Here is a 25,867-nt window from a genome sequence, read left to right as displayed (position 1 = left end):
ATGCGTGGGCTTCCTTTTGTGTTCATCCTGGTTCTGGAAACGTTGTTGTTGGAGGTGGTGTTGAGGGGCAATATAACAATAAAAACATTTTATATGGCACGGCAAATACCACTAAAGATGCAAACGGAAACTTAAAGGCTGCTTCTCCAGTCATTAAAGTATTCGCAGACCATGTTGAGCTTAATGATGAGTCTGAAGGTGTTGAAATGGAACACCTTGGTGTAGGTCATTATCTCATTAAAGGTGTTATCGGTTTCAATGCTGATGGCGCATGGGGTGTCAATAACGGCTTTGTCATTCCTCAAGACCATAACGGTAAAAACATGGTTCTCATTGATTATGAGGTGAGACCAGATGGCGATATTGAAGTGTTTGTTTTCCATCAGCAGAACGCAGAGATGCCAGAGCGTTTCCAGAACAAGCGCATAAAGTACTTTGCTGAAGAGGGTGCGCCTGTTTACTTTGAAAACTATGAGCCGTGTGATGTTCCAGAATCCCGCTGGATAGATATGCGGGTCGAAATGCCACCTAACTCTATCTACAATCAGAAGCTAGCAGAATCAGAGCGATTAGCGAAAATTGAAGCTGAACGGGTAGCGAAAGAAGAGGCTGAAAAAGCTGCGCAAGAGGAAGCGGAGAGTGAAAAGCAAGATATCTGCGAGGATGATGCTTTGCTATAGTGCTCTAATTACGCTTATATACTTCCAACAATTCGCGCATATCAACACCGAGTATTTCAGTAATAATCATCAAATCATCTACATAGATAGACGCATTACCACTTTCGACTCGAATATACTCAGCTTCGGGGATTGCTAAGTTTTTAACGATTTCCGATGTTGAGATATTTTTTTCGATGCGTTTTTGTTTGATGATGGTTCCGAGATTTTTATTTCTCATTGTTAGTTAGTAGGTGATGGGTTTGGAATGAGCATAGCACGTAGGAAAAATCACTGTGACAAACTGTGCCGAAATTGTGACGTGAGGATGATGGTATTTGTTTAATGGGGCAGATTTGGGGCAAAAAATTACCGCAAATGAACTCGAACTCTCCAACAGTTCTAAATCAGCTTGCGGTAATTGTCTGTATTTCCACGCTATAACATGAATATGCTAGCTTATTAATCTGTATGCCACCATTTGTACGGATTGTCCATAGGTACTACCCGCCCCAGTCACAAAAATACCCGCTTGTCCTTTTAATAAATCAAGGGCAGATGACGCAGTTTGTTGTTCAGGTGCAGTTGCGTCAATCACTTCAAATTGTTCTGCAACAGCAAATTTTTCGCTATTTAGTGGAGGGGTTGTGACGTAGATTACATCCTTGGTTGCTAGGCTTGTTGTACTAAAACCGGTCATTGCAAGAGCAACTGTTAATGTTGATAAAGAAAATATCTTGGTGCGAGGAGCATCTTGTCTTGATGCGCATGTCATGATAAACGCCATCGGAAATCCTTTCCTGGTTAATAGAGTGCTAGTTGCCTAAATAAGAAAACTATTTATGGGTAGTTCATAATTAAAACGATAATCATTATCGTTAATAAAGTGATGGTATCAAGTGTTTTCTGGATAATAATAATGAAAAATAGTAAATAGTCAGATAATTATATTGATGGTGAAATTGGTTTACTGAGATGTATTTGAGGGGGAGATAGAGAAGCGTGCTTTAGATTAAAAAGGCATCTAAAGCACTGAGGGAGCAATTCAATGACGAGTTACTTAAAACGGGAATTAACGGCGTCAGCCAGAATTTCAATCAATTGTTCTGTATCTTCCCAACCCAAACATGGGTCGGTAATTGACTGACCATAGACTAAAGGCTGATCTGCACAAATCTTTTGATTACCTTCTTTTAAGAAGCTTTCAGCCATGACACCGCTAATTGCTTTGGAGCCTTGCTTTATTTGTTGTGCGATGTCTTGCGCGACATCTAATTGACGGCGATGGATCTTTTGGCAATTCCCATGGCTAAAGTCGACGACTAAATGCTCAGCCAAACCGAACTCATTTAACTTTTCACAGGCTTGTGAAATGTATTGCGCTTCGTAGTTAGGTTTTTTACCACCGCGCATAATGATATGCCCATGAGGGTTACCGCGAGTTTGGTAGATAGTCATTTGCCCGTTTTTATCTGGAGATAAAAACATATGTTGTGCTTTAGCGGCACGGATGGCATCAATTGCAATATTAATATTGCCATCAGTTCCATTTTTAAAGCCTACAGGGCAGGAGAGTGCAGACGCCATTTCGCGGTGAATTTGGCTTTCTGTTGTTCTTGCGCCGATAGCACCCCAGCTAATCAAGTCAGCAATGTATTGTCCGGTCACCATATCCAAAAATTCAGTGGCGGTTGCTAACCCTAATTGGTTAACTTCAATCAAAAGCTTACGGGCTAATCGAATCCCTGTATTCACTTGGCATGAATTATCGAGGTGTGGATCAGAGATTAAACCTTTCCAACCTACAACGGTGCGAGGCTTTTCAAAATAGGTGCGCATGACAATTTCTAAGCGATCTTGATATTTTTGGCGTAGCACATTGAGCTTATTCGCATATTCAATAGCAGCATCAATATCATGAATAGAGCACGGACCTACGATGACCAATAAACGAGGGTCTTCACCGGATAAGATCTTTTCAATTCTTTTACGTGACGCTGTCACGTTTTCGGCAATTGCTTGGGATATAGGAAATTCCTCAGCGAGCGCTTGTGGCGTAATTAAACTGTCCACTCGCTGAGTGCGTAACTCATCTGTTTTTTGCATTTCGTTTCTCAAAACTGGTACTCGGCTGAACCATTTTGTCCTGCCGTATTAGTGACTAATGTCACAATAAACGAAAGTGGCTCAAATTCAAACCATCAACTAGGGTGAATGAATAATTTTTTATAATTAATTTTATTAAAAAATACGGCGCTGTAATCCCATCGTATCGATCACTTTGGCTGAAATTTCTTCAACGGAATAGTTCGTCGTATTTAAGTAATTGATTTTATTTTGTCTAAATAGAGCTTCTACTTCTGCAATTTCAATACGACATTGGCGGAGTGACGCATAACGGCTGTTTTCTCGTCGTTCTTCACGAATAGCCGCGAGTCGTTCAGGGCTGATGGTTAATCCAAATAATTTGTGAGTATATGGACGCAATGCTGCGGGTAATTGTAAATTGTCCATATCATCAGCCGTGAAGGGATAGTTAGCGGCTTGAATACCAAACTGCATCGCTAAGTATAAGCTGGTGGGTGTTTTCCCACAGCGTGATACACCAATTAAGATCACTTGGGCTTGCTCAAGGTTGCGCAGTGAAATTCCATCATCATGTGCGAGAGTATATTCAATGGCGGCAATGCGAGCGTCATATTGATTCATATTTTGCATGGATAATCCATGAGTACGATTCAATTTAGGCTCAGGCTCTAATCCCACTTCTCGTTGGATTGGGGCAACAAGACTTTGGACAATATCCTGACAAAAACCTGCACTTTGGGTGATGATCTCTTTGACTTCTGGCGAAATGATTGAATAGAACACTAAAGGACGAAGGTTCGTTTCCACGTAGATGGCATCGATTTTTTGCTTAATTTCAAGGGCACGGGCTTGATTGGTGACGAACGGCAACGTGTAAGAAATAAAGGATAAAGGGAACTGAGATAAGACAGCGTGCCCTAACGTTTCAGCGGTAATCGCGGTGCCATCGGAGATGAAAAAAACGGTACGCTGGACTTGGCTGGCACTTTTACTCATAGAATTTAATTCGCTCATAAATAGCTTCTTTTTATCGTGTTTTTTCTGAGTTTTGAAAAATATTGTTAGTGAATAAACGTCAAAAAATAATTTGTGGGGGAAGTATAGCCAAATTTTGAACAATTTTTAGAACAAAAAATTTTTATTAATTGATGGAACGATTCACCAGTCCATCTTCCCATAACGTCTGTGCTAGTCTATTCCCGCGGCGATTATTCGCCAACGAGATTTTTTACGATTTGTTGTCTGTCACTAAATTGCTATAAAAGGATCGCTTTCAATGTCCACAAATGGCCTTACTCCGTGTAATGTACTTTGGTATAACCAATTAGGGATGAATGATGTTGACCGTGTTGGAGGCAAAAATGCTTCTCTCGGTGAAATGATTACCAACTTGTCCGATCTTGGTGTATCCGTACCAAACGGTTTTGCGACAACCGCACAGGCGTTTAATGATTTTCTGGAGCAGAGCGGTGTAAATCAGCGTATTTACAACCTGCTAGATGAAACGGATATTGATGATGTGAACCAACTGGCGGTAGCCGGTGCTCAGATCCGTCAATGGGTTATTGATACACCATTGACGCCAGCATTAGAGAAGGATATTCGTGACGCATTCCTCCAGCTTTCTGAAGGTGAAGCCGAAGCGTCATTTGCTGTTCGCTCATCAGCAACCGCTGAAGATATGCCGGATGCCTCATTTGCTGGGCAGCAAGAGACATTCCTTAACGTTCAAGGGATTGATGCGGTTTTGGTTGCTATTAAACATGTGTTTGCGTCGCTGTTTAATGACCGTGCTATTTCTTATCGTGTACACCAAGGTTACGATCATCGTGGCGTTGCACTGTCTGCGGGGGTACAAAGAATGGTGCGTTCTGACCTCGCTTCTTCCGGTGTTATGTTTACTATCGATACTGAATCTGGTTTTGACCAAGTCGTCTTTATCACCTCGGCTTATGGTCTTGGCGAGATGGTTGTCCAGGGCGCGGTAAACCCAGATGAATTCTATGTGCATAAACCAACGCTGAAAAACAATAAGCCTGCAATTGTACGCCGTACTTTAGGCTCTAAGAAGTTGCAGATGGTTTACGCGGACAGTAAAGAGCACGGTAAGCAAGTGAAGATTGAAGATGTGCCAGAAGCACTACGCAATCGTTTCTCTTTAACTGACCTCGAAGTGGAAGAGCTAGCTCGCCAAGCGTTACAGATTGAAAAACATTACGGTCGTCCAATGGATATCGAATGGGCAAAAGATGGTCATAATGGTCGTCTGTATATTGTCCAAGCGCGTCCTGAAACCGTTCGTTCTAACCAGCAGGTTATGGAACGCTACCAACTGAAAGACCAAGGGCAGGTTTTAGTTGAAGGCCGTGCTATCGGTCATCGTATTGGCGCAGGAACGGTGAAAGTCATCCATAACTTAAGTGAAATGGATCGCATTCAACCAGGAGATGTGTTAGTGACAGACATGACGGACCCTGATTGGGAACCGATCATGAAAAAAGCTGCCGCCATCGTGACAAACCGTGGTGGACGTACTTGTCACGCAGCAATTATCGCTCGTGAACTGGGCATTCCCGCAGTTGTCGGTTGTGGCGATGCAACGGATACTCTGAAAGAAAATCAAGAAGTCACGGTTTCTTGTGCTGAAGGGGATACCGGTTTTGTCTATGACGGAAAGCTACAGTTTGAAGTTCAAAGCTCTCAAGTTAAAGATATGCCAAGTTTAAATGTGAAAATCATGATGAACGTGGGTAATCCTGACCGTGCATTTGACTTTGCTTGTTTACCGAATGAAGGCGTAGGCTTAGCAAGACTTGAATTTATCATTAACCGGATGATTGGTGTGCATCCAAGAGCGCTGCTCGAATTCGATGAGCAAACTCCTGAGCTGCAAGCCGAAATCCGTAATATGATGGCTGGCTATGATGACCCAGTGGAATTCTATGTTAGCAAGCTAACTGAAGGCATTTCAACACTGGCTGCGGCATTCTGGCCTAAACGCGTTATCGTTCGTTTATCTGACTTTAAATCCAATGAATATGCGAATTTAATCGGTGGCGATAAGTATGAACCGAAGGAAGAGAACCCAATGTTGGGCTTCCGCGGTGCTGGGCGTTATGTCTCTGAAAAATTCAGTGATTGTTTTGCATTAGAATGTGAAGCGGTTAAACGTGTCCGTAACACGATGGGACTGACTAACGTTGAAGTCATGATTCCATTCGTTCGTACTGTCGCACAAGCTGAGTCTGTTGTGGCTGAATTAGCTAAGCATGATTTGAAACGCGGCGAAAATGGTCTCAAGCTTATTATGATGTGTGAGATCCCATCCAACGCACTATTAGCAGACCAATTCCTTGAGCATTTTGATGGTTTCTCCATTGGTTCAAATGACATGACTCAGTTAACGCTTGGTCTTGATAGAGATTCTGGTGTTGTATCTGAATTGTTTGATGAACGTAATGATGCAGTGAAAGCGATGTTGTCGATGGCAATCAAAGCGGCTAAGCGTCAGAACAAGTATGTTGGCATCTGTGGGCAAGGTCCTTCAGACCATCAAGATTTCGCTCAATGGCTGGTGGATGAAGGCATTGATAGCCTATCTTTGAATCCAGATACTGTTGTGCAAACTTGGGTGACAATCGCAGAAAATCAATAGGTTAATTATTCATTTTTAGATGGGTAATTATAAAAAGGTCGGTAAATAATAACTATTTACCGACCTTTATTTATATATATAACGCTTTCACCAACTCATCCGTATTAAATAAAATATAAGTTTAATTTACGTAAATATTCATAATATATTATTCAGAATTTCAGCAAAATAAAACTACAGTCTCACGCTTTATTCATTATCAATGTTAAATATAATACCATTGAATTAATAAAAACCATTAACTCCATTAAACCCATCACTCTAATTATGCGTAATTACGTATATGGAGAGTAATAAGAATATTATATTGTTAATATAGGTCTGGACATGACTGTGACGCAGATGGGAGTAGGTACTGGGAGAGTAAAGACAAAAAAAAAGCCTATCATGGGCTGACAGGCAAAGACTACACACAGCAATTCGGCTAAGTAAGTCACGTTGGAAATTAAATAACGCAACTTATTAATTCATTATCGAAGAGATATTAACGGAAATATATTAAACCGTTTAAATAAGTTAATCACTCAGAACACTCTTAATAAAATATTACTTATTGTTCTAAAATGATTATTCATTCGACGGAGGGATATTAACATAATTTAAAATAAAAACTAACAGTAGAGTGTTAAATATTGTTTCTAAATATTAATGAGAATGTCTAAATGGAAAAACATGTTCAAAATGAAACATGTTTTTCCGGATTAAACTAAATTTATTTCTTCATTAAAAATTCTTCTTCAAGAAATTTTTCAGTGGCTTCTAAATCTTCGCTTGGTGGCGCAACTTCGTTCATCCACGCTTTAAGTAGGCTGTATGAAACGGCCAGTACAACCGGTCCAATAAATAGACCTATCATCCCGAATGACAAGATGCCTCCAATGACTCCCACTAAAATAAGCACCATAGGAAGGTCTGCCCCCATCTTGATGAGCCAAGGGCGTAATACGCCGTCCATGGTCGCAACAACCGCTGCCCATACACCGAGAATAATCGCCCATGTGGTATCACCTGTCCAAAATAACCAGAGCACAGAAGGCACCATCACTAGCAGAGGACCAAGTTGCGCTACGCAGCAGATAAAAATTAAAACAGTAAGGATAGCGGCATAGCTAATACCAGACAGAGCTAGACCAATTCCACCGACAATCGCTTGGATCAGTGCAGTGACGACAACCCCTAGCGCGACAGCACGAATGGATTGCGCTGCGAGAACCACTGCTGCATCACCACGAATGCCGGCAAGGCGTACAGCAAAGTGACGAACACCCAAAGTCACTAATTCACCTTTATAGTAGAGTAACCCGCTAAATAGTAGCATTAAGACAAGGTGGAACAAGAAACGACTAGCACTAATGGCTTGAGTGGCAAACCAACCCGCAGCTTGACCAAAGTAAGGTTGAACTTTTGCCAATAATGCGTTTCCGCCACTGGCGACGAGACTATGCCAAGCGTAATACAGTTTTTCGCCCACCATTGGAATTTGGTTTAACCACTCTAAGTCAGGCAGTGTCATGTTAGTGGGGGATTTTGCCAATTCAATGAGCGGCGCACTGTTTTGGATAATGCTGCCAATCAAAATACTGGTTGGAATAACAAATAGAAGAAAGATCAGCAGAACCATGGTAAGTGAGGCGAGCCAACGTTTATGCCAAAGGCGTGCTTCTAATCGTAAGAGAATTGGCCAAGTCGCAATCACCATCATCCCCGCCCATATAAATCCTAAAATAAATGGGCTTAAAACCCAAAAACAGGTGGCTATCATAAAGATAATGGAGAGCAGCCCTAGGACAAGCTTGGGTAAGTCCAAGCGTTTTTGCGATTTTTCCATTAATGATCAATCCTTAATAAATGAAAATTCTGTGGGGTTAGTGCTTTTACAGGTGAAAATAACGTAATTATTTTTCATGCTTAAAAGAAACAATATTGTGATATGGTTTTACTGACAATGTCATCGGCAGATGCGCTATCTTTACAGGTCGCGAGGAGATCGTTCAATAAACCTTGTGCCTATTGTGCTACTTAAACTAAGGATAGTACATCACGACAAATGCGATTACTCAACAACAAGAGTCATGATTAATAATGATCCCGCGTATATCTGAAGCACCACATCTTAGTCAGTTAGCCATACAATTTCTGCACGAGTTACAACAGCAAGGTTTTACTGGTGATACTGGCACCAGCTATGCTGAGCGTTTGTCTATGGCAACGGATAACAGCATTTACCAACTATTACCTCACGCAGTTATATTTCCACGTTCAAGTGCTGACGTGCAAATTATTACGCGCGTAGCAGGGCAAGATAAATACCGCGAACTCAGCTTCACTCCACGGGGAGGTGGTACGGGCACAAATGGGCAGTCACTCACCGAAGGTATTGTGGTGGATATGTCCCGTTATATGAATCGAATTTTAGAAATTAACCCAGAGCAAGGATGGGTAAAGGTTGAAGCGGGGGTTATTAAAGACCAGCTTAACCAGTTTCTAAAACCGTATGGGTATTTCTTCTCTCCAGAATTATCAACGAGTAACCGTGCAACACTGGGTGGCATGATTAACACTGATGCATCTGGACAGGGCTCATTGGTGTATGGCAAAACGTCAGATCACGTTTTGGGTGTTAAAGCGATGGTTTTAGGGGGCGCCTGCCTAGATACCCGAGCTATGCCTATCGAACTCGCCCAAACGATTGCGTTAGAGGATTCAGTAGAAGGTCGAATTTATAAAACCGTACTTGAGCGTTGTTTAGAGCAACGTCCGTTAATCGAAGAAAAATTCCCAAAATTAAACCGATTTTTAACGGGCTATGACCTACGTCATGTCTTTAGTGATGACCTTACCCAGTTTGACTTAACTCGTATTTTAACAGGTTCTGAGGGATCTCTGGCGTTTATTACCGAAGCCACATTAGATATTACGCCGTTACCGAAAGTACGTCGCCTAGTGAACGTTAAATATGATTCGTTTGAATCTGCGCTACGTAATGCACCATTTATGGTACAAGCACAGGCACTATCAGTGGAAACAGTTGATTCCAAAGTGCTCAATTTAGCGAAAGAAGATATCGTCTGGCACTCAGTAAAATCACTAATCACAGATGTCCCGAATAAAGAGATGTTAGGGCTGAACATTGTTGAGTTTAGTGGTGATGATGAGAATGAAATTAATCAGTTGACCGATAGCTTATGCCAACGTCTTGATGAACTGATGGCAAATAATCAGGCTGGAGTGATTGGTTATCAGGTCTGCCATGACCTGGATGATATTACACGTATCTATAATATGCGCAAAAAAGCAGTGGGATTACTGGGTAATAGTAAAGGCGCAGCAAAACCGATCCCTTTTGTTGAGGATACTTGTGTACCACCAGAACACCTTGCGGATTATATTGCCGAGTTTAGGGCTCTGTTGGATAGACATAAATTGAATTATGGCATGTTTGGTCACGTCGATGCCGGTGTGCTACATGTTCGTCCTGCATTAGACATGTGCGACCCTCAACAAGAAATATTGATGAAGCAAATTTCTGATGAGATTGTTGCGTTAACTGCAAAATATGGCGGGTTACTGTGGGGGGAGCACGGTAAAGGCTTTAGGGCACAATATAGCCCTGAGTTCTTTGGCGAGGTGCTATATGGTGAACTACGCAATATAAAAGCGGCTTTTGATCCCGATAACCGTTTGAATCCAGGTAAAATATGCCCACCTGCAGGTATCGATGCCTCAATGAAGCAAGTCGATGCGGTGAAACGAGGTACTTTTGATCGTCAAATTCCAATTCAAATGCGCCAAGAATTTCGGGGAGCTATGGATTGTAATGGTAATGGGCTATGTTTTAACTTTGATGTGAAAAGCCCAATGTGCCCATCAATGAAAATCAGTGGTCAGCGGGTTCATTCACCGAAAGGTCGCGCCACGTTAGTCCGTGAATGGCTACGCCTATTGGCAGAGCAAGGCGTAACACCAGAACAGATTGATAAAGGTGTCAAAAGCGATTCTCCATCGCTGCGTGGGCTAATTGAAAAAACGCGTAATTCATGGCGTGCTAAACAGGGGGACTATGATTTCTCCCATGAAGTAAAAGCCTCCATGTCAGGTTGCTTAGCCTGTAAAGCGTGCTCCACTCAATGCCCAATTAAAATTGATGTGCCATCTTTCCGTGCAAAATTCCTTGCTCTTTACCATAGTCGCTATTTGCGACCTGTGCGTGACCATATTGTGGCGAATGTGGAAGTGAGTGCACCATTGCTGTCAAAGGCATCGGGTGTGTTTAACTTCTTTTTACGCCAAACATTGGTGCAAAAGCTTAGTGAGCGCACCATTGGTATGGTGGATTTGCCGCTGTTTTCACAACCGACGTTGAAACAAGAGTTATCGGGTCATGCCGCAACATCAATGACGTTGGAGCAACTTGAGGGAATGTCAGCGAGCCAACGTGAAAAACATGTGTTAGTCGTGCAAGATCCGTTCACCAGTTATTATGATGCGAAAGTGGTCGTTGACTTTGTTCGGCTGATTGACAAATTGGGTTATAAGCCTGTCTTATTGCCGTTTTCACCGAATGGCAAAGCGCAGCATATTAAAGGTTTTTTAAGTCGCTTTGCAAAAACCGCACGTAAAACATCGGAGTTTTTAAATCGGGTTGCTAAGCTGAAATTACCTATGGTCGGGGTCGATCCTGCGCTGGTACTATGTTATCGCGATGAATATCATGAAATATTGGGCGAGCAGCAGTGCCAATTTACGGTGATGCTAGCTCATGAATGGCTAATTTCATTACCGGTGCAAATAGAGACGAGTGGAGCGGATGAGCAGCCTTGGTATTTCTTTGGTCACTGTACAGAATCCACCGCATTGCCTAATAGTGCTAATCAGTGGGCGGCATTATTTACGCGTTATGGACGCAAGCTCATCAATGTTAGCGTGGGTTGTTGCGGTATGGCGGGTACTTATGGTCATGAAGTTGCGAATCTCGAAAACTCAAAAGGTATTTATAATTTGTCGTGGAAACCTGCGATAGAAAAATTACCCTTAGAGCGTTGTTTAAGCTCGGGATATTCCTGCCGTAGCCAAGTAAAACGAATGGAAAAAACGGCAATTAAACACCCAATTCAAGCCTTACTGGAGATTGTTTCATGATTTGGAAGCGTCAATTTAACTTACAACAAATGGCAGCAATGGCTGAAGGCTGTATGTTAGGCCACTTGGGGATTGAAATCACTGGCTTTGGTGATGATTACCTTGAAGGGACGATGCCGGTAGATCACCGTACTAAGCAACCCTTTGGGTTATTACACGGTGGAGCATCCGTGGTATTAGCGGAATCTTTAGGTTCCATTGCCGGTTATCTTTGCAGTGAAGGTGAGCAGCGAGTGGTTGGTTTGGAAATTAATGCTAACCATGTTCGTGCCGCTCGGGAAGGTATAGTGAGAGGTGTCTGCAAACCGATTCATTTAGGGCGTCGTCAGCAGGTGTGGAATATCGAAATTTTTAACGAGAAAGGGCAGCTGTGTTGTACTTCTCGTTTAACCACCGCGATTTTGTTTGAATAATCAGCAATTTCGCCTGATAGATACCCTCAGTTTATTTGAGGGTATCATCCATTTATTTGTCTTTCATATCAAAACTTTATAACCTATCTGAATTATTTATTTTTACTCAATTAATTTCGTCCTATATCAAATATTACTTTATTAATTTGTGTCATTTTTATGTACTCAATAATACATAATAAATATCATCATAATCTAAAATTATTGCTTAATAATTAATTGGTTAGACTTTATCTTGTGTGGAAATGGCATCAATAATGTCCTCTCATCGCTATAACCTCTTAAAACAAATGGTTGAAGTCATATGGGTAATCATTACCATGTCATATAGAGAAGAAATCGCTGATAACAGGCTGAAAAACCATAAGAAAAGTGAGGTCAAAATGACTGATGGTGTAGAAACATTTTCATTGGATGAAAATTCATGGCAGGGCGTCAGCCTAACCCCGAATGCCGCTAAACAGATTAATAAATTGGTTCTTCAAACACCGAATAGCAAGGGACTGTCGCTTGGCGTCAAACAGTCAGGATGTGCGGGTTTTGGATATGTCTTCGAGATGATTGAAAATCCAACCGATGACCACTTGCTGTTTGAACTCGATGGTGCACACCTATATGTACCAAAACAAGCTATGCCATTTATTGATGGCACCGTAGTGGATTATGTCCAAGAAGGGCTTAACCATATTTTTAAATTTAATAACCCGAAAGCTCAGCATGCCTGTGGGTGTGGTGAAAGCTTCGGCGTTTAACTTGTGAAGCTAGATTATGTCTCAGAGCAATGTAGAAGTTGGCGAAGATGTTCAAAGCTGGCTTGATGAAAAACGTTATAAAGAAGGCTTTTTTACCCAAGTTGCCACCGATGAGATGGCTAAAGGGCTCAATGAAGATGTCGTTCGCGCCATTTCTGCTAAACGTAATGAACCTGAATGGATGTTGCAGTTCCGTCTAGATGCATTCAATCATTGGAAAGGAATGGAAGAGCCGCATTGGCTGAAAGCACATTATCCAAACTTAGATTATCAAGATTATAGTTATTATTCAGCACCTTCCTGTGGGTCGTGTGATGATACCTGCGGTTCACAATCAGGGGCGACGCAATCAACGGGTACGGCTGAAGAGGCAAATTACCTGACGAGCGAAGTTGAAGATGCCTTCAACCAACTCGGTGTCCCTGTTCGTGAAGGAAGCAAAGTCGCCGTGGATGCGATATTTGACTCTGTTTCTGTATCAACAACCTACCGCGGTGATTTGGCCAAACACGGGATTATTTTTTGCTCGTTCAGTGAAGCTATTCAAGAATACCCAGAACTCGTCCAAAAATATTTAGGTAGCGTAGTCTCGAGCCATGATAATTTCTTTGCCGCACTGAATGCCGCAGTGGCATCAGATGGAACGTTTGTTTATATCCCGAAAGGGGTTCGCTGCCCGATGGAATTATCAACGTACTTCCGTATTAATGCGGCAAAAACAGGGCAATTTGAGCGTACCATCTTAATCGCAGATGAAGGCAGCTATGTGAGCTATATCGAAGGCTGTTCAGCGCCTGTGCGCGATAGCTATCAGTTACATGCAGCCGTAGTCGAAGTGATTATCCATAAAGATGCTGAAGTCAAATATTCGACGGTGCAGAACTGGTTCTCTGGTGGCGATAGCGAAACTGGGGGGATCCTCAATTTCGTGACTAAGCGAGCCCTGTGCGAAGGTGAAAATTCCAAAATGTCGTGGACCCAATCCGAAACAGGCTCTGCGATTACATGGAAATACCCGAGTGTGATCTTAAAAGGGGATAACTCGGTAGGCGAATTTTTCTCTGTCGCGCTGACCAACGGTAATCAGCAAGCGGATACAGGGACCAAGATGATCCATATTGGTAAAAATACTCGCTCAACCATTATCTCGAAGGGAATTTCGGCAGGTAAAAGCCAAAATAGCTATCGTGGTTTAGTCAAAATTCTTCCTAGCGCCCATAACGCTCGTAACTTTACCCAGTGTGATTCGATGCTCATAGGTACCCAATGTGGTGCGCATACCTTCCCGTATGTGGAAGTGAAGAACAATACGGCACAATTGGAGCATGAAGCGACAACCTCCCGTATTGGGGAAGACCAGCTATTTTATTGCTTGCAACGTGGGATCAGCGAAGATGATGCTATCTCAATGATTGTTAACGGTTTCTGCAAAGATGTTTTCTCAGAACTGCCATTAGAGTTTGCCGTTGAGGCACAAAAATTATTGGCTATCAGCTTAGAACATAGTGTGGGCTGATCCTAACCGAGTTTAGTTGCGCTTAAGCGCCAAAGGCATGTTGATATGTTAAGTATTAAAGATTTGCATGTAAGTGTAGAAGGTAATGAAATCTTAAAAGGCTTATCTCTGGAAATTAAATCAGGGGAAGTTCACGCTATTATGGGACCAAATGGTTCGGGTAAGAGTACGTTATCCGCGACCTTAGCGGGACGCGAAGATTATCAAGTTGATAGCGGCGAAGTGACGTTCAATGGTAAGGATTTATTAGCGTTAGATCCTGAAGAGCGGGCTGGTGAAGGTATTTTTCTTGCATTCCAATACCCAGTTGAAATTCCAGGCGTCAGTAACCAGTTTTTTCTGCAAACTTCAGTGAATGCAGTTCGTGAATACCGCCAACAAGAGCCTCTAGACCGTTTTGATTTTCAAGATTTTATTGAAGATAAAATCGAATTATTAGATATGCCCCAAGACCTGTTAACACGTTCTGTGAACGTGGGTTTCTCGGGTGGCGAGAAAAAACGTAATGATATTTTACAGATGGCGGCATTAGAGCCGAAGTTATGTATCTTGGACGAAACTGACTCTGGTCTAGATATCGATGCGTTAAAGATTGTCTCTAATGGGGTGAACTCTCTGCGCACACCTGAGCGTTCGTTTATCATCGTGACGCACTATCAACGCATTTTAGATTACGTAAAACCCGATTTTGTGCATGTCCTTTATCAAGGAAAAATTATTAAATCAGGTGATTTCAGTTTAGCGAAAAAACTGGAGGAGCAAGGCTATGGCTGGCTTATTGACCAACAGTGAAAGAACTGAAAAGCGGGCTGCCGTTGATGCACTAAATCAACAGGCGATGCGCCGTTTTGAAACGTTATATGAGCAGGGGGCAGGTGGAAAATCTCAGCATGCTCAAACTCATTGGAGCCTTGCTAAGCATGTAGGGCTACCAGCGTTTCGTCATGAAGATTGGCACTATACGCCGCTTAATAGCGTGTTAAATACCCAATATCGTTTTAGTTCGCCCAACCAGCAAGTACAACTGAGTGAGGCTCTTGCGTTACCTATCGATGCGTATCGCATTGTGCTGGTGGATGGTCGGTATAATGCGGAACTGAGCTCTGTGGATACAGGGGAATTTCAAGTTTCACTACTTGATAGCCAAGATTGGTTGCCAGACGCAGTGAGTAGCGAGATTTTCTTGCATCTCACGGAATGTTTAGCGGTTCAGCCGCTGATTATTCAGCTTGCTGCCAATAAAGTGGCAGCTAAGCCGCTTTATTTATTGAATATTTCCAGTAGTAGCCATGATCCAGAAGCGATGAACATGAGCCAGTATCGTTATCATCTTACGCTGGGAAATAATAGCCAATCTCACGTCATTGAACATTTTGTTAGCTTAGATGATCAACCGCATCTCACTGGCGGGCGTTTGACTGTTGAAGTAGGGGATAATGTTCAATTTACCCATTTCAAGCTCATGACAGAGAACGCATCGGCTCAGCATTTTGCTCATAATGACATTATCGTAGGTCGCGATAGCGTAGTGAAAAGCAGTAGCTTTTTATTGGGTGCTGGACTGACTCGTCATCATACGAGTAGCCGTCTTGAAGGTGAAAACACGGAATTTGAGTTAAATAGTTTGCTGTTACCGCAAGGCAATGAAATTGCGGATACACGCAGTTATCTTGAGCATAATGCAGGTTATTGCTCAAGCCATCAATTGCACAAAGTCATTGCTATGGATAGCAGTAAAGCGGTATTTAACGGCATGATCAAAGTTGCGCCGAATGCACTAAAAACAGATGGGCAAATGACGAACAACACCTTATTACTGGGTGAAAAAGCGGAAATCGATACGAAACCGCAACTTGAAATTTATGCCGATGATGTAAAATGTGGACACGGTGCGACGGTCGGGCGTATTGATGACGAGCAGCTCTTTTATTTGCGCTCTAGAGGAATTGATAGCCAAGCTGCGAAACAGATGATTATTAACGCATTTGCCGCCGAGTTAACGGAATCTATTGCTATTGATGGGCTGAAACAGGCAGTAATGTTGAGTATTCACCAGCGATTAGCAGAGGTGTAAACCGATGGCCTTTGATGTTGAAACAGTGAGGCAGGATTTTCCTGCCTTAGCGCAATCAGTAAATAACCATCCACTGGTATATCTGGATAGCGCAGCCAGCGCCCAGAAACCGTTATCCGTTGTGGATACTGAAAGCCAATTTACGTTGCACGAATATGCCGCGGTTCATCGTGGCGTACATACGCTGAGCGCAAATGCGACTACGCGAGTCGAAAATGTACGACAAAAAGCCGCTGATTTTTTGCATGCCACATCCCCTGAAGAGATTGTGTTTGTTAAAGGCACGACAGAAGGGATTAATCTCGTTGCGAATAGCTTCGGGCGTGAGTTTATCCAGCAAGGTGACAATATTATTATCACTGAAATGGAACACCATGCGAATATCGTCCCATGGTTTATGCTGGCAGAAGAACGTGGATTTGAAGTCCGCATTTTGCCGATTGTTGAAGATGGCACACTGGATACGGCTCAACTAACACAACTGATTGATGCGCGGACTAAATTATTCAGCTTTACCCATATTTCCAATGTGTTGGGTACAGTTAACCCAGTGAAGGCATTGATTTCACATGCGCGCGAAATTGCCAGTCAATATGGAAATCCCCTCGCTATTGTCGTGGATGGCGCGCAAGGGGCTATGCATCAAACAGTGGATGTTCAAGCGCTGGATTGTGACTTTTATGTTTGCTCTGGGCACAAGCTGTATGGACCAACGGGGATTGGGATTTTATACGGCAAAAAGGCATGGTTAGAAAAAATGCCGCCTTGGGAAGGAGGCGGAGCGATGATCCGCCAAGTTAGTCTCACAAAAGGGATTACATTTGCAGATATTCCTTGGCGATTCGAAGCCGGAACCCCGAACATTAGTGGTATCGTTGGTTTAGGGGCTGCTTTTGATTATCTCAATGGTTTGGGACTTAGCGACGTTTTTGAATATGAAAAGCAGCTGATGCAATATGCCACAGAGTTGCTGAAGCAAGTACCTTCCCTTCGATTATATGGGAATGATCAACGAGAAGGGGTGATCGCCTTTAATTTAGGTGAGCATCACGCCTATGATGTTGGCGCATTTCTTGATAGATATGGGATTGCTATTCGTACAGGACACCATTGTGCGATGCCGTTAATGGAGCACTATCAGGTTCCAGCTATGTGTCGGGCGTCTATAGGTATTTATACGACAAAGCAAGAGATTGATGCTTTGTATAATGCGTTGTTGCGGATTAAACAATTACTCGGCTAAAACAGGCTTTATATAAAGACAAGTCGTATTTAGCAATGGACAGTAAAGGAAATATTATGTCGGCGTTACCCGATGAAACTAAGCTATTACGCAATTTCGCCCGTTGCCAAGATTGGGAAGAGCGCTATTTGTATATGATTGAGCTGGGTGGGCGACTCCCTGAATTATCTGAAGCTCAAAGAGTGGATGCTAATTTGATTGCAGGTTGCCAAAGCCAAGTATGGATTGATATGCAAAAGCAACCGGACGGTCATGTGGCTCTTGCGGGAGACAGTGATGCAGCAATTGTTAAAGGTCTAGTCGCGATTGTGATTATCCTTTTTCAAGGGAAAACACCCGAGCAAATTCTTGCCGTGGATGTGAAGCGGTTTTTCCAACAATTAGCGCTTGAACAGCATCTTACACCTTCGCGTACGCAAGGTTTAAATGGCATGATCAAGTCGATTTTGACGCGAGCTAGCCAACTAATTTAATGCCTCAGTGGGAAATCTTCAGAATTTCCCACATTTTTCTTTTATTCCTCTTATTCTTATACTAGAACTTATAGTTAAGTAACTTACTGTATTCTATTGTTAAATTAACAATGTCTTACGGTAGCTATCGCTTATTCTAATGATTAGCTGGCTAAAATATTTATTAAGTATTAAAGATATTCGAGATAGTTGCTATTATGAGCGATATTGTTTGAATTTTGTAATGAATCTTATTTTCCTTGGAGTAGGTATGAAAAGAGTTTTGACGGCGGTAAGTTTGTTTGTCATGAGTGCGGTGCTGGCACCAGCACAGGCTAAAGATTATCCATTACCCAATAACAATACGCGCCTAATCGGGGAAAATATCACGTATGTGGTGCCTAACGATGGGCGCCCACTGGAAGCAATTGCAAGTGACTACCAAATTGGTTTACTGGCAATGTTAGAAGCAAATCCCGGCACCGACCCTTATTTGCCTGAAGTGGGTAAGCCACTGATTATTCCAGCGCAGATGTTATTACCTTCAACGCCGCGTACAGGCATTGTGATCAACTTAGCGGAACTTCGTCTCTATTACTATCCAGAAAATAGCCGCAAAGTGGTTGTGTATCCAATTGGAATTGGCCAACTAGGACGTGATACCCCTGAAATGGTCACATCCATTAGCCAGCTGATTAAAGACCCAACATGGACACCGACAACCAATATTCGTAAGCATTATGCGCAACAAGGTATAACGTTGCCTGCGGTAGTACCCGCTGGACCTGAAAACCCAATGGGGCTATATGCGCTGCGTCTGTCTTATGGTCGAGGTGAATACCTGATCCACGGTACTAATGCTAATTTTGGTATTGGTATGCGAGTGAGTTCTGGTTGTATTCGTTTACGCCCTGATGATATCAAGGCGTTGTTCACGAATGTGCCAAAAGGTACCCGAGTTCAAGTTATTGATCAGCCTGTTAAGTATTCGAAAGAGCCGGATGGTAGTTACTATATTGAAGTGCATCAGCCGTTGTCTCGTAAAGACAGTGATAACCCACAAACGATGCCAATTAAGCTGACAGACGATTTCCAAGCGTTTTTAGCGAATCCAGGGGTTGATAAAGCGAAGGTTCAAGCAGAGCTCTCTAGACGCTCAGGGCTTCCTGTAAAAGTGAATGTTGGCGAAAACTCGGAAACGATGGGACGCGATTATCAGCAATTAAAACCGATTGCACCATTTACGATCACTCAACCTCAACCTGTGTTTGAAGGGGAAGTGAAGTCATCTATTCCTGCCAAATATCAGTCATTTAAAAGTTAATGACTACCTATCCTGAGCGAGAGTCGATGTAAAAAATAAGGGCCTATACAATAGGCCCTCAATAATAATTCAGCTGTTAAGCTTTTCTAGATAACATCAAGTCGAACTTATTTTTTGTAAGTACGTACTTGGTTGTCCAGACGTTGGTTTGCACGAGCTGCTTCTTCTTGTGCAGTTTGTACATCAGAACGCAGAGACTGAACGTCATTGCTCAGCTGGTCAACTTTACCGTTCAGAGTTTGCACGTCTGAAGAGAGCTTTTGCACTTCAGTGCTGTTAGAACAACCCGCCAGTAATGCTGAAGCTAATACGATAGAGCCCAGTACAATTTTAGTACGAATCATTATTTTACCCTCTAGATTGATTTATCTTGAAAATATAAAAGCAAGTAACCAAAAAATAGACTTAAGAGCGTTATCTTAAAGCTACCTCTATCCCTTTAAAACAACCTAATGTAAATTAGGGTATGGTACTTACTAAGTCTTATGCTAGTACGTAATTCAAAGTTTTGCTAGAAATACTTTATATTTAACAGGGTGAAAACGAATAAAAATTTCAATTAAGGGATTGTTAGTTTGAAATTTGAGCGAATGGTTATCGTTTTATGATTAATTTTGTAAATGATTTGTAATTGAGATTTACGTGAATTAGATTTTCGAAGATCATAACGTAACTTATTGAAATTATATTTCGCACGAATCACTAAATTCCAGTTATGTTAGCGAATAAAAAAACCCTACTGCGGTGAAGCAATAGGGTTATTGTCATTCTTACTAAGGCTAAATGATTACAGAACGTGCACTGATGACGTATTCGTTGTACCGCTTTGTACTAACGCACCAGAGACCATAACCACTGCATCACCGGATACAGCTAAACCACTTTCCAGTGCAGCACGTTTACCTTCGCGATAGAAATCATCGGTTGATTCAAATGGGCCCACGATCATCGGAATAACACCTTTAACTAACAGTAACTGACGTGCAGTTTCTTCATTCGTTGTTAGAGCTAGAATTGGCGCGGTAGGGAAGTATTTGCGTACAGATTTCGCTGATTTGCCACCGTAAGTCGCTACAACGATTAATGGTACATCCAGTTTTTCTGACATTTCAACGGCACCACGACAAACCGCTTCAGTGACACGTAAACGCTGAGTTGGTTTTTGGTTTTCAATGCGAGTAGGCATTACGCGGTCAGTACGCTCACAAATTGTTGCCATGATGGTCACAGCTTCAACTGGGTATTTACCTTTCGCGCTTTCCCCTGACAACATAACTGCATCAGTACCATCTAAGATAGCATTCGCAACGTCACCTGCTTCTGCGCGGGTAGGGCGTGGGTTTTTGATCATTGAATCTAACATTTGCGTTGCAGTAATAACCACTTTACGAGCATTAACGCATTTTTCAATCATCATTTTTTGGGCGAAAATGACTTCTTCAACTGGGATTTCAACCCCTAAATCACCGCGTGCAACCATGATGCCGTCAGAGGCTTCAAGGATTTCGTCGAAATTGTTTAAACCTTCTTGGTTCTCAATCTTAGAGATGATCTGAATATTCTCGCCACCGTGTTTTTTCAGATGAGCACGAATTTCTTCAACGTCTGAACGTTTACGAATAAATGAAGCAGCAACAAAATCAACACCTTGTTGGCAGCCAAAAATGAGGTCTTCTTTATCTTTTTCTGCCAGAGCGGGTAAACCGATAGAAACACCCGGTAAGTTAACGCCTTTTTTCTCACCAAGGTCGCCATTGTTTAATACTTGGCAAACGACTTCTGTGTCAGTGATATTGGTGACAGTCATACCAATTAAGCCATCATCGACTAAAACGGTATCACCGACTTTTAAATCTTTAGTTAAGCCAGGGTAAGTAACAGCAACACGCTCTTGGTTACCGATGACGGAAGTATCTGTTGTGAAAGAGAAGGTTTGACCTGCAACGAGAGAAACGTCATTGCCGCCTTCTAATTTCATGGTGCGGATTTCTGGACCTTTAGTGTCCAGCAGAATAGCTGCTTGTTTACCGGTTTTTGCACAGACAGAGCGGAGGTTATTGATACGTTGACCATGTTCTTCATAGTCGCCGTGGGAGAAGTTAAGGCGCATGACATTCATGCCTGCATCCAGTAACTGGGTTAATTTCTCTTCTGATTCGGTTTTTGGTCCGATGGTACAAACAATTTTGGTTTTTTTCATGGCAGTCTATCTAATGGTTATAAAGGAAATCGGTATTGCCGCCGATGCTTAATGCGCAAGATAGTCTATGTTGCGCAACTCATTTATAAGAATAGGCGACAGTCTGGTATTCAAAATCTATTTATTGGAAAAGCGTCAATTTTTGATTCTTAGTATAGTGTAGATGACATTTTTCATTAAAGCTAACGTGCTGATTTGTCTTTGTTGAAACCTTTCAGCTCATAGGGGTATTATAAACAACATCAAACTGTGAGACAAATCAAATTTTACTAAATTTGATTCAGAAGTAATTAAGATCAAACAACCGCGAGATTTTCAATTGAATGTGGGTTGCGCAACAAAATAAGGGAAAACAAAATCACAATCAAGACAAATATGATGTTTGAAAAAAGTATGTTTAATCAGGATAAATAGAGGTTCAGAGTCTTTATTGATTTGAATAATTAGAATGGTGCGTCCGAGTAGACTCGAACTACCGACCCCCACCATGTCAAGGTGGTGCTCTAACCAACTGAGCTACGGACGCACTGAATTTGATGCTTTGTTTGTCGCTGATGGTAATTTAAATGGTGCGTCCGAGTAGACTCGAACTACCGACCCCCACCATGTCAAGGTGGTGCTCTAACCAACTGAGCTACGGACGCATACAATCATTACTGCTTTAACGACGGGGACGAATATTAACGTTCTGTCGTCAATCTGGCAAGGGGAAAATGTAATTTTGCGAGAGTTTGCTCGTATTTAAAACTATTCGCAAAAAAACAGAGTCTCCCTTGCCATAAAACGCTGAAAATTACGTCAATTATCGAGTTGAACGTAATAGAACAACACTATCCGACTGGCGATGGATCCACAAAATACGTGTTGCCATACCAATGGCTGCTGCGGTTAAGCCAATAATAAATCCTAGCCAAAAACCTTTTGGTCCCATAGGGTCAGTCACTAAATCTGTTAATGCCAGAATATAGCCTGACGGTAAGCCTAAAATCCAATACGCAGTAAAGGTGATAAAGAAGATTGAGCGAGTATCTTTATAACCGCGAAGTACCCCAGCGCCAATAACTTGCACAGAATCTGAAAGCTGATAAATCGCTGCGTATAGCATTAAGCTAGAGGCAAGAACAACAACCTCTGGATTCTTGTTATACATCATAGCGATAGGCTCGCGGAATGAGCTGGTAAAGATCGCCGTTAAACACGCTAAAGATAGCCCGACCGCAAGCCCTGTATAAGAAGACACTTTTGCGGCCTCTGTAGACTGGCGTCCTAAGTTATAGCCAACACGAATAGTGACGGCGATCCCCATCGATAGTGGGAACATAAACATCACGGAGCTGAAATTAAGAGCCACTTGATGACCTGCAACAGCAACAACACCTAGAGGAGCAACCAGTAGGGCAACAACAGCAAACAATGTGACTTCAAAGAACAGTGCTAAACCAATCGGCGCTCCGAGTACGATAATGCGCTTTAAAATATCTGGATTCGGCGTTGCTAATGTTTGTGCTGGACGGATATCTCGCTGATTTGGCGCATGTTTAACATACCATCTCATCATTAAGCACATCGCCCAGTACACCGTTGCAGTTGCAACACCACAACCGACGCCGCCTAAGGCTGGTGCGCCAAAATGGCCATAAATAAAGATATAGTTAACGGGAATATTCACCATCAAGCCAAGAAAGCCGATAACCATCCCCGGTTTGGTTTTCGATAAACCTTCACATTGGCTACGATAGACTTGATAGAAAAGATAACCAGGCGCTCCCCACATAATCGCGTGGAGGAAACGTACCGATTTATCCGCTAACTCTTCATCGATATGAGGCATGTTACTGATAATCAGTTTGCTGTTGTATAGCAATAACATGACACTGATACCTAAAATGAATGCCAGCCATAATCCTTGCTGAACTTGGTCACCAATTAAATTTCGACGACCAGAGCCGTTCATTTGAGCAATAATTGGCGTGAGAGCCATGAGAATGCCTTGCCCTAATAAGATAGCAGGCAACCAAATAGAAAAACCAACAGCCACAGCTGACATCTCAATTTCACTAACACTTCCAGCCATAATGGTGTCCACAAACCCCATTGCAGTTTGGGAGAATTGAGCGAAGAAGATAGGGATTCCGAGAGCCAACAAGCTACGCGCTTCTGTAATATATTTCTGCACGCATACACCTTCACAATAAGTTTCGAATTAAAAAAAGAAAAAGAGGAATGAAAATTCTATGATTTACTAAAAAATCAGATAGTTAATGCTAACCCCTTATTCTATCTCTTTTATGTACTCAATCCAACATTGTTATAGTTAAGAATAATAAAACAGCATATTAGTATAGAAATGGTTTAAATATTTTGTGATGACAGCATGAATATAACCACTCAAATAAGATAGATCTCTGAAAATTCTTAGGTAAACTGAGTTTATTAATTCACAGCACTGAGAGTCATTATGTTTACAGGCATTGTTCAAGGAACCGCTCCAATTATTGCAATCACGGAAAGAGCTAATTTCCGTACTCATGTCATGAAATTCACGCCAGAATTATTAGTGGGTTTAGAAACAGGCGCATCGGTAGCACACAATGGTTGCTGCTTAACCGTGACTAAAATTGAAGGTGAAAATGTTAGCTTTGATTTAATCAAAGAGACGTTGCGCTTAACAAATTTGGGTGAATTAAAAGAAGGGGACGTGGTTAATATCGAGCGTGCGGCTAAATATGGTGATGAAATTGGTGGTCATGTTGTTTCGGGCCATATCGTGACCACGGCTGAAATTAGTAAAATTTTCACTTCGGAAGATAATCATCAAATTTGGCTATCTATCTATGATAAAGCACTGATGAAATATATTTTGCACAAAGGCTTTGTCGCGATTGATGGTATCAGTTTAACGGTTGGTGATGTGATCAATAATCGTTTTTGCGTACATTTAATTCCCGAAACGCTGGCAAGAACAACGCTTGGAAGCAAACGTCTGGGGGATAAGGTCAATATTGAGATTGATCCACAAACCCAAGCAATCGTTGATACCGTTGAGCGCGTTTTGCATCAAAAAGAACAAGAAAAATTATTGACACAAAAGCAAGCGGCAGAAGACTTAGCAGAAAGTGAGAAACCTTCCGCTTAGTTTCTCATTTGGTGAGGCTATAGCTCATCATTGAGCTATAGCTTATTTAATCGATGATGTTAAATTCACTCGAACTTTCTATTATTTTTCACTAAAGTTGACGGAAAAAATTGCATTATCACGCTCAATAGCTTCGACTAATTGTTTGAAATGTGAGCTTTTTTGATACATTTCTAATGCGTGTGCATTTTCCCACTCTTCAAAAACAATATAACCATTCTCTTTTGCCATCAGATCATACTGCAAACATCCTTTTTCCATCCGGCTGCGTTTGGCAATTTCACTAACGATTTTTTTCGTTAAATACCCATCCTTTTTTTCGGTAGTGATTTGGGCATATACAACAATACTCATACCGTTCTCCTTATATACTCGGAACTATCTTAATGGAGACTTTGTTTTTGTATTGTAAAAAAGCGAATAATTTGACTTTAAAAATGCCGATGGCGTCATAGTAAAGTAACGCTTAAAATCCCGATAAAAGTGGGATTGATCATAATAACCCGTTTCAAACCACCGGTAGGTATCTTGTTCTTTAACCATACTTTTCATGACGTGTTCTAAGCGGCAATTGATTTGATAACGTTTTGGTGTAATTCCAAATTCTTTTAAAAACTCCTTTTGAACTAAGCGTGCACTGTAGCCTATTTCATCGGCAATTTCGGTGATTTTTTTATTTGGATTACGATAAAGGGAATCAAGTACGTGATCGATAAAATGGGCTTTCTTAGTCTCCTTGGTAACATAGAAACATTCATTTAGCTCCTTAAACGAGGAGTTAGCTAATGATTTAAACCAGTTATTGCTCCAAACTTGGCTAAGAGGGGTTGGCGTGTCTGTATAATTTAATGTGCGTAGTGGAAGTAAAAAACGCAATGCGTCATGGCGAATACGTAAGACCATCACACTGGCATTATTAGGGATGGCAGTAAAGATATTGATTCTGGGAATGACTAATTGAAAGGGATTAACGGATGTATGCTCATGGGTCGACATGCTGATATTTTCCGTCGAAACCCAGATTTCAGCGCCGGTACCCGGAAATATTTTAATCGCATCAGTAAATTTCTTGATGATCAAAATGGAACTCACAAATTCTTTTAATTCATCAGGAGGATAATACTGTTTCAGCATGGTTCTTCAAAACGTCATAATTGAATGTGCTAATAATAGCGTGTTATAAGTAAAAATTAACTCTATAAATTACGTATTCATC

22 protein-coding genes, 2 tRNA genes and 1 other RNA gene are annotated in these 25,867 nt (G+C 41.8%); 12 read left to right on the top strand and 13 right to left on the bottom strand.

Going from position 1 to position 25,867, the window contains the following annotated elements; genetic code table 11:
- The coding region (locus tag PROVALCAL_RS14670) for a phage tail fiber protein (protein WP_006660101.1) at positions 1–680 on the top strand (680 nt) is incomplete at its 5' end.
- A 4-nt stretch (positions 681–684) separates the two neighbouring features.
- On the opposite strand, the gene PROVALCAL_RS14665 is transcribed toward PROVALCAL_RS14670, so the two are convergent.
- The 4 genes from PROVALCAL_RS14665 to ppsR form a co-directional block, all read right to left on the bottom strand.
- Positions 685–900 carry a helix-turn-helix domain-containing protein gene (locus tag PROVALCAL_RS14665; RefSeq protein WP_006660100.1) on the bottom strand — a complete coding sequence of 72 codons (216 nt, stop codon included), beginning with the start codon at positions 898–900 and terminating at the stop codon, positions 685–687.
- A gap of 213 nt (positions 901–1,113) precedes the next feature.
- Positions 1,114–1,434, bottom strand: a complete 321-nt coding sequence (locus PROVALCAL_RS14660) for a hypothetical protein (protein ID WP_230083783.1) — start codon at positions 1,432–1,434, stop codon at positions 1,114–1,116.
- Between the two features lie 281 nt (positions 1,435–1,715).
- Positions 1,716–2,765: a 3-deoxy-7-phosphoheptulonate synthase gene (locus PROVALCAL_RS14655; RefSeq protein WP_006660098.1), complete on the bottom strand. Its 1,050-nt coding sequence runs from the start codon at positions 2,763–2,765 to the stop codon at positions 1,716–1,718.
- Between the two features lie 135 nt (positions 2,766–2,900).
- Positions 2,901–3,743 (bottom strand): posphoenolpyruvate synthetase regulatory kinase/phosphorylase PpsR, encoded by an 843-nt coding sequence (gene ppsR / locus PROVALCAL_RS14650; protein WP_179896531.1) that lies wholly within the window; start codon positions 3,741–3,743, stop codon positions 2,901–2,903.
- Positions 3,744–4,023: 280 nt separating this feature from the next.
- On the opposite strand from ppsR, the gene ppsA reads away from it, so the two are divergent.
- Complete coding sequence (gene ppsA / locus PROVALCAL_RS14645) at positions 4,024–6,402, top strand: phosphoenolpyruvate synthase (protein ID WP_006660096.1); 2,379 nt, start codon at positions 4,024–4,026, stop codon at positions 6,400–6,402.
- Positions 6,403–6,772: 370 nt separating this feature from the next.
- On the opposite strand, the gene rprA is transcribed toward ppsA, so the two are convergent.
- Both rprA and ydiK read right to left on the bottom strand, forming a co-directional pair.
- Positions 6,773–6,879: antisense sRNA RprA (gene rprA / locus PROVALCAL_RS19340), an RNA gene on the bottom strand.
- 235 nt (positions 6,880–7,114) lie between these two features.
- Positions 7,115–8,230, bottom strand: coding sequence for an AI-2E family transporter YdiK (gene ydiK, locus PROVALCAL_RS14640; RefSeq protein ID WP_006660095.1), 1,116 nt, complete (start codon positions 8,228–8,230; stop codon positions 7,115–7,117).
- 254 nt (positions 8,231–8,484) lie between these two features.
- On the opposite strand from ydiK, the gene ydiJ reads away from it, so the two are divergent.
- The 9 genes from ydiJ (at position 8,485) to PROVALCAL_RS14595 (ending at position 19,315) form a co-directional block, all read left to right on the top strand.
- Positions 8,485–11,541: a D-2-hydroxyglutarate dehydrogenase YdiJ gene (gene ydiJ / locus PROVALCAL_RS14635; protein WP_006660094.1), complete on the top strand. Its 3,057-nt coding sequence runs from the start codon at positions 8,485–8,487 to the stop codon at positions 11,539–11,541.
- Positions 11,538–11,954, top strand: a complete 417-nt coding sequence (gene menI / locus PROVALCAL_RS14630) for a 1,4-dihydroxy-2-naphthoyl-CoA hydrolase (RefSeq protein WP_006660093.1) — start codon at positions 11,538–11,540, stop codon at positions 11,952–11,954. Before ydiJ ends, menI begins: the two co-directional genes overlap by 4 nt.
- Positions 11,955–12,337: 383 nt before the next feature.
- Positions 12,338–12,706, top strand: coding sequence for a Fe-S cluster assembly scaffold SufA (gene sufA, locus PROVALCAL_RS14625; protein WP_036962289.1), 369 nt, complete (start codon positions 12,338–12,340; stop codon positions 12,704–12,706).
- A 16-nt stretch (positions 12,707–12,722) separates the two neighbouring features.
- A complete protein-coding gene (gene sufB, locus PROVALCAL_RS14620; RefSeq protein WP_006660091.1) occupies positions 12,723–14,222 on the top strand; it encodes a Fe-S cluster assembly protein SufB in 1,500 nt (499 codons plus the stop codon).
- 45 nt (positions 14,223–14,267) lie between these two features.
- Positions 14,268–15,014, top strand: a complete 747-nt coding sequence (sufC, locus tag PROVALCAL_RS14615; RefSeq protein ID WP_006660090.1) for a Fe-S cluster assembly ATPase SufC — start codon at positions 14,268–14,270, stop codon at positions 15,012–15,014.
- Complete coding sequence (gene sufD, locus PROVALCAL_RS14610) at positions 14,989–16,296, top strand: Fe-S cluster assembly protein SufD (protein ID WP_006660089.1); 1,308 nt, start codon at positions 14,989–14,991, stop codon at positions 16,294–16,296. The genes sufC and sufD overlap by 26 nt, the downstream gene beginning before the upstream one ends.
- 4 nt (positions 16,297–16,300) lie before the next feature.
- Positions 16,301–17,539, top strand: a complete 1,239-nt coding sequence (gene sufS / locus PROVALCAL_RS14605) for a cysteine desulfurase SufS (protein WP_006660088.1) — start codon at positions 16,301–16,303, stop codon at positions 17,537–17,539.
- A 56-nt stretch (positions 17,540–17,595) separates the two neighbouring features.
- A complete protein-coding gene (gene sufE / locus PROVALCAL_RS14600) occupies positions 17,596–18,012 on the top strand; it encodes a cysteine desulfuration protein SufE (protein ID WP_006661939.1) in 417 nt (138 codons plus the stop codon).
- 250 nt (positions 18,013–18,262) lie between these two features.
- On the top strand, positions 18,263–19,315 hold the full coding sequence (locus PROVALCAL_RS14595) for a L,D-transpeptidase family protein (RefSeq protein ID WP_036962165.1): 1,053 nt from the start codon (positions 18,263–18,265) through the stop codon (positions 19,313–19,315).
- Between the two features lie 107 nt (positions 19,316–19,422).
- Here the strand turns inward: PROVALCAL_RS14595 and PROVALCAL_RS14590 are convergent, their stop codons facing one another.
- The 5 genes from PROVALCAL_RS14590 to PROVALCAL_RS14570 all read right to left on the bottom strand — a co-directional run bounded on the left by PROVALCAL_RS14590 (position 19,423) and on the right by PROVALCAL_RS14570 (position 23,691).
- A complete protein-coding gene (locus PROVALCAL_RS14590; RefSeq protein WP_004263789.1) occupies positions 19,423–19,659 on the bottom strand; it encodes a major outer membrane lipoprotein in 237 nt (78 codons plus the stop codon).
- Between the two features lie 443 nt (positions 19,660–20,102).
- Positions 20,103–21,515 carry a pyruvate kinase PykF gene (gene pykF / locus PROVALCAL_RS14585; protein ID WP_006660085.1) on the bottom strand — a complete coding sequence of 471 codons (1,413 nt, stop codon included), beginning with the start codon at positions 21,513–21,515 and terminating at the stop codon, positions 20,103–20,105.
- Between the two features lie 449 nt (positions 21,516–21,964).
- Positions 21,965–22,041, bottom strand: a tRNA-Val gene (locus PROVALCAL_RS14580).
- A gap of 41 nt (positions 22,042–22,082) precedes the next feature.
- Positions 22,083–22,159 (bottom strand) — tRNA-Val (locus PROVALCAL_RS14575).
- Between the two features lie 158 nt (positions 22,160–22,317).
- A complete protein-coding gene (locus PROVALCAL_RS14570; RefSeq protein WP_006660084.1) occupies positions 22,318–23,691 on the bottom strand; it encodes an MATE family efflux transporter in 1,374 nt (457 codons plus the stop codon).
- A gap of 282 nt (positions 23,692–23,973) precedes the next feature.
- Between PROVALCAL_RS14570 and PROVALCAL_RS14565 the strand changes: the two genes are divergently transcribed.
- The gene (locus PROVALCAL_RS14565; RefSeq protein WP_006660083.1) at positions 23,974–24,651 is read left to right on the top strand and encodes a riboflavin synthase; all 678 of its coding nucleotides are present in this window, start codon (positions 23,974–23,976) and stop codon (positions 24,649–24,651) included.
- Between the two features lie 81 nt (positions 24,652–24,732).
- Here PROVALCAL_RS14565 and PROVALCAL_RS14560 read toward each other — a convergent pair whose 3' ends face one another.
- A complete protein-coding gene (locus tag PROVALCAL_RS14560) occupies positions 24,733–25,005 on the bottom strand; it encodes a putative quinol monooxygenase (protein WP_006660082.1) in 273 nt (90 codons plus the stop codon).
- Between the two features lie 24 nt (positions 25,006–25,029).
- Positions 25,030–25,785 (bottom strand): helix-turn-helix transcriptional regulator, encoded by a 756-nt coding sequence (locus PROVALCAL_RS14555; RefSeq protein ID WP_006660081.1) that lies wholly within the window; start codon positions 25,783–25,785, stop codon positions 25,030–25,032.
- Between the last annotated feature and the right edge of the window lie 82 nt (positions 25,786–25,867).

Source organism: Providencia alcalifaciens DSM 30120 (genome assembly GCF_000173415.1).
GTDB lineage: Bacteria > Pseudomonadota > Gammaproteobacteria > Enterobacterales > Enterobacteriaceae > Providencia > Providencia alcalifaciens.
The sequence above is the reverse complement of the archived record's forward strand: the minus strand, read 5'-3'. Positions and strand labels throughout refer to the sequence as shown.

Coding starts and splice junctions, on each gene's coding strand:
- sufC (WP_006660090.1), top strand. CDS start 14,268: ATGTTAAGTATTAAAGATTTGCATGTAAGTGTAGAAGGTAATGAAATC.
- PROVALCAL_RS14655 (WP_006660098.1), bottom strand. CDS start 2,765: ATGCAAAAAACAGATGAGTTACGCACTCAGCGAGTGGACAGTTTAATT.
- PROVALCAL_RS14555 (WP_006660081.1), bottom strand. CDS start 25,785: ATGCTGAAACAGTATTATCCTCCTGATGAATTAAAAGAATTTGTGAGT.
- menI (WP_006660093.1), top strand. CDS start 11,538: ATGATTTGGAAGCGTCAATTTAACTTACAACAAATGGCAGCAATGGCT.
- sufA (WP_036962289.1), top strand. CDS start 12,338: ATGACTGATGGTGTAGAAACATTTTCATTGGATGAAAATTCATGGCAG.
- PROVALCAL_RS14590 (WP_004263789.1), bottom strand. CDS start 19,659: ATGATTCGTACTAAAATTGTACTGGGCTCTATCGTATTAGCTTCAGCA.
- PROVALCAL_RS14660 (WP_230083783.1), bottom strand. CDS start 1,434: ATGACATGCGCATCAAGACAAGATGCTCCTCGCACCAAGATATTTTCT.
- pykF (WP_006660085.1), bottom strand. CDS start 21,515: ATGAAAAAAACCAAAATTGTTTGTACCATCGGACCAAAAACCGAATCA.
- sufD (WP_006660089.1), top strand. CDS start 14,989: ATGGCTGGCTTATTGACCAACAGTGAAAGAACTGAAAAGCGGGCTGCC.
- sufS (WP_006660088.1), top strand. CDS start 16,301: ATGGCCTTTGATGTTGAAACAGTGAGGCAGGATTTTCCTGCCTTAGCG.
- ydiK (WP_006660095.1), bottom strand. CDS start 8,230: ATGGAAAAATCGCAAAAACGCTTGGACTTACCCAAGCTTGTCCTAGGG.
- sufB (WP_006660091.1), top strand. CDS start 12,723: ATGTCTCAGAGCAATGTAGAAGTTGGCGAAGATGTTCAAAGCTGGCTT.
- PROVALCAL_RS14565 (WP_006660083.1), top strand. CDS start 23,974: ATGTTTACAGGCATTGTTCAAGGAACCGCTCCAATTATTGCAATCACG.
- ydiJ (WP_006660094.1), top strand. CDS start 8,485: ATGATCCCGCGTATATCTGAAGCACCACATCTTAGTCAGTTAGCCATA.
- ppsR (WP_179896531.1), bottom strand. CDS start 3,743: ATGAGTAAAAGTGCCAGCCAAGTCCAGCGTACCGTTTTTTTCATCTCC.
- sufE (WP_006661939.1), top strand. CDS start 17,596: ATGTCGGCGTTACCCGATGAAACTAAGCTATTACGCAATTTCGCCCGT.
- PROVALCAL_RS14595 (WP_036962165.1), top strand. CDS start 18,263: ATGAAAAGAGTTTTGACGGCGGTAAGTTTGTTTGTCATGAGTGCGGTG.
- PROVALCAL_RS14560 (WP_006660082.1), bottom strand. CDS start 25,005: ATGAGTATTGTTGTATATGCCCAAATCACTACCGAAAAAAAGGATGGG.
- ppsA (WP_006660096.1), top strand. CDS start 4,024: ATGTCCACAAATGGCCTTACTCCGTGTAATGTACTTTGGTATAACCAA.
- PROVALCAL_RS14665 (WP_006660100.1), bottom strand. CDS start 900: ATGAGAAATAAAAATCTCGGAACCATCATCAAACAAAAACGCATCGAA.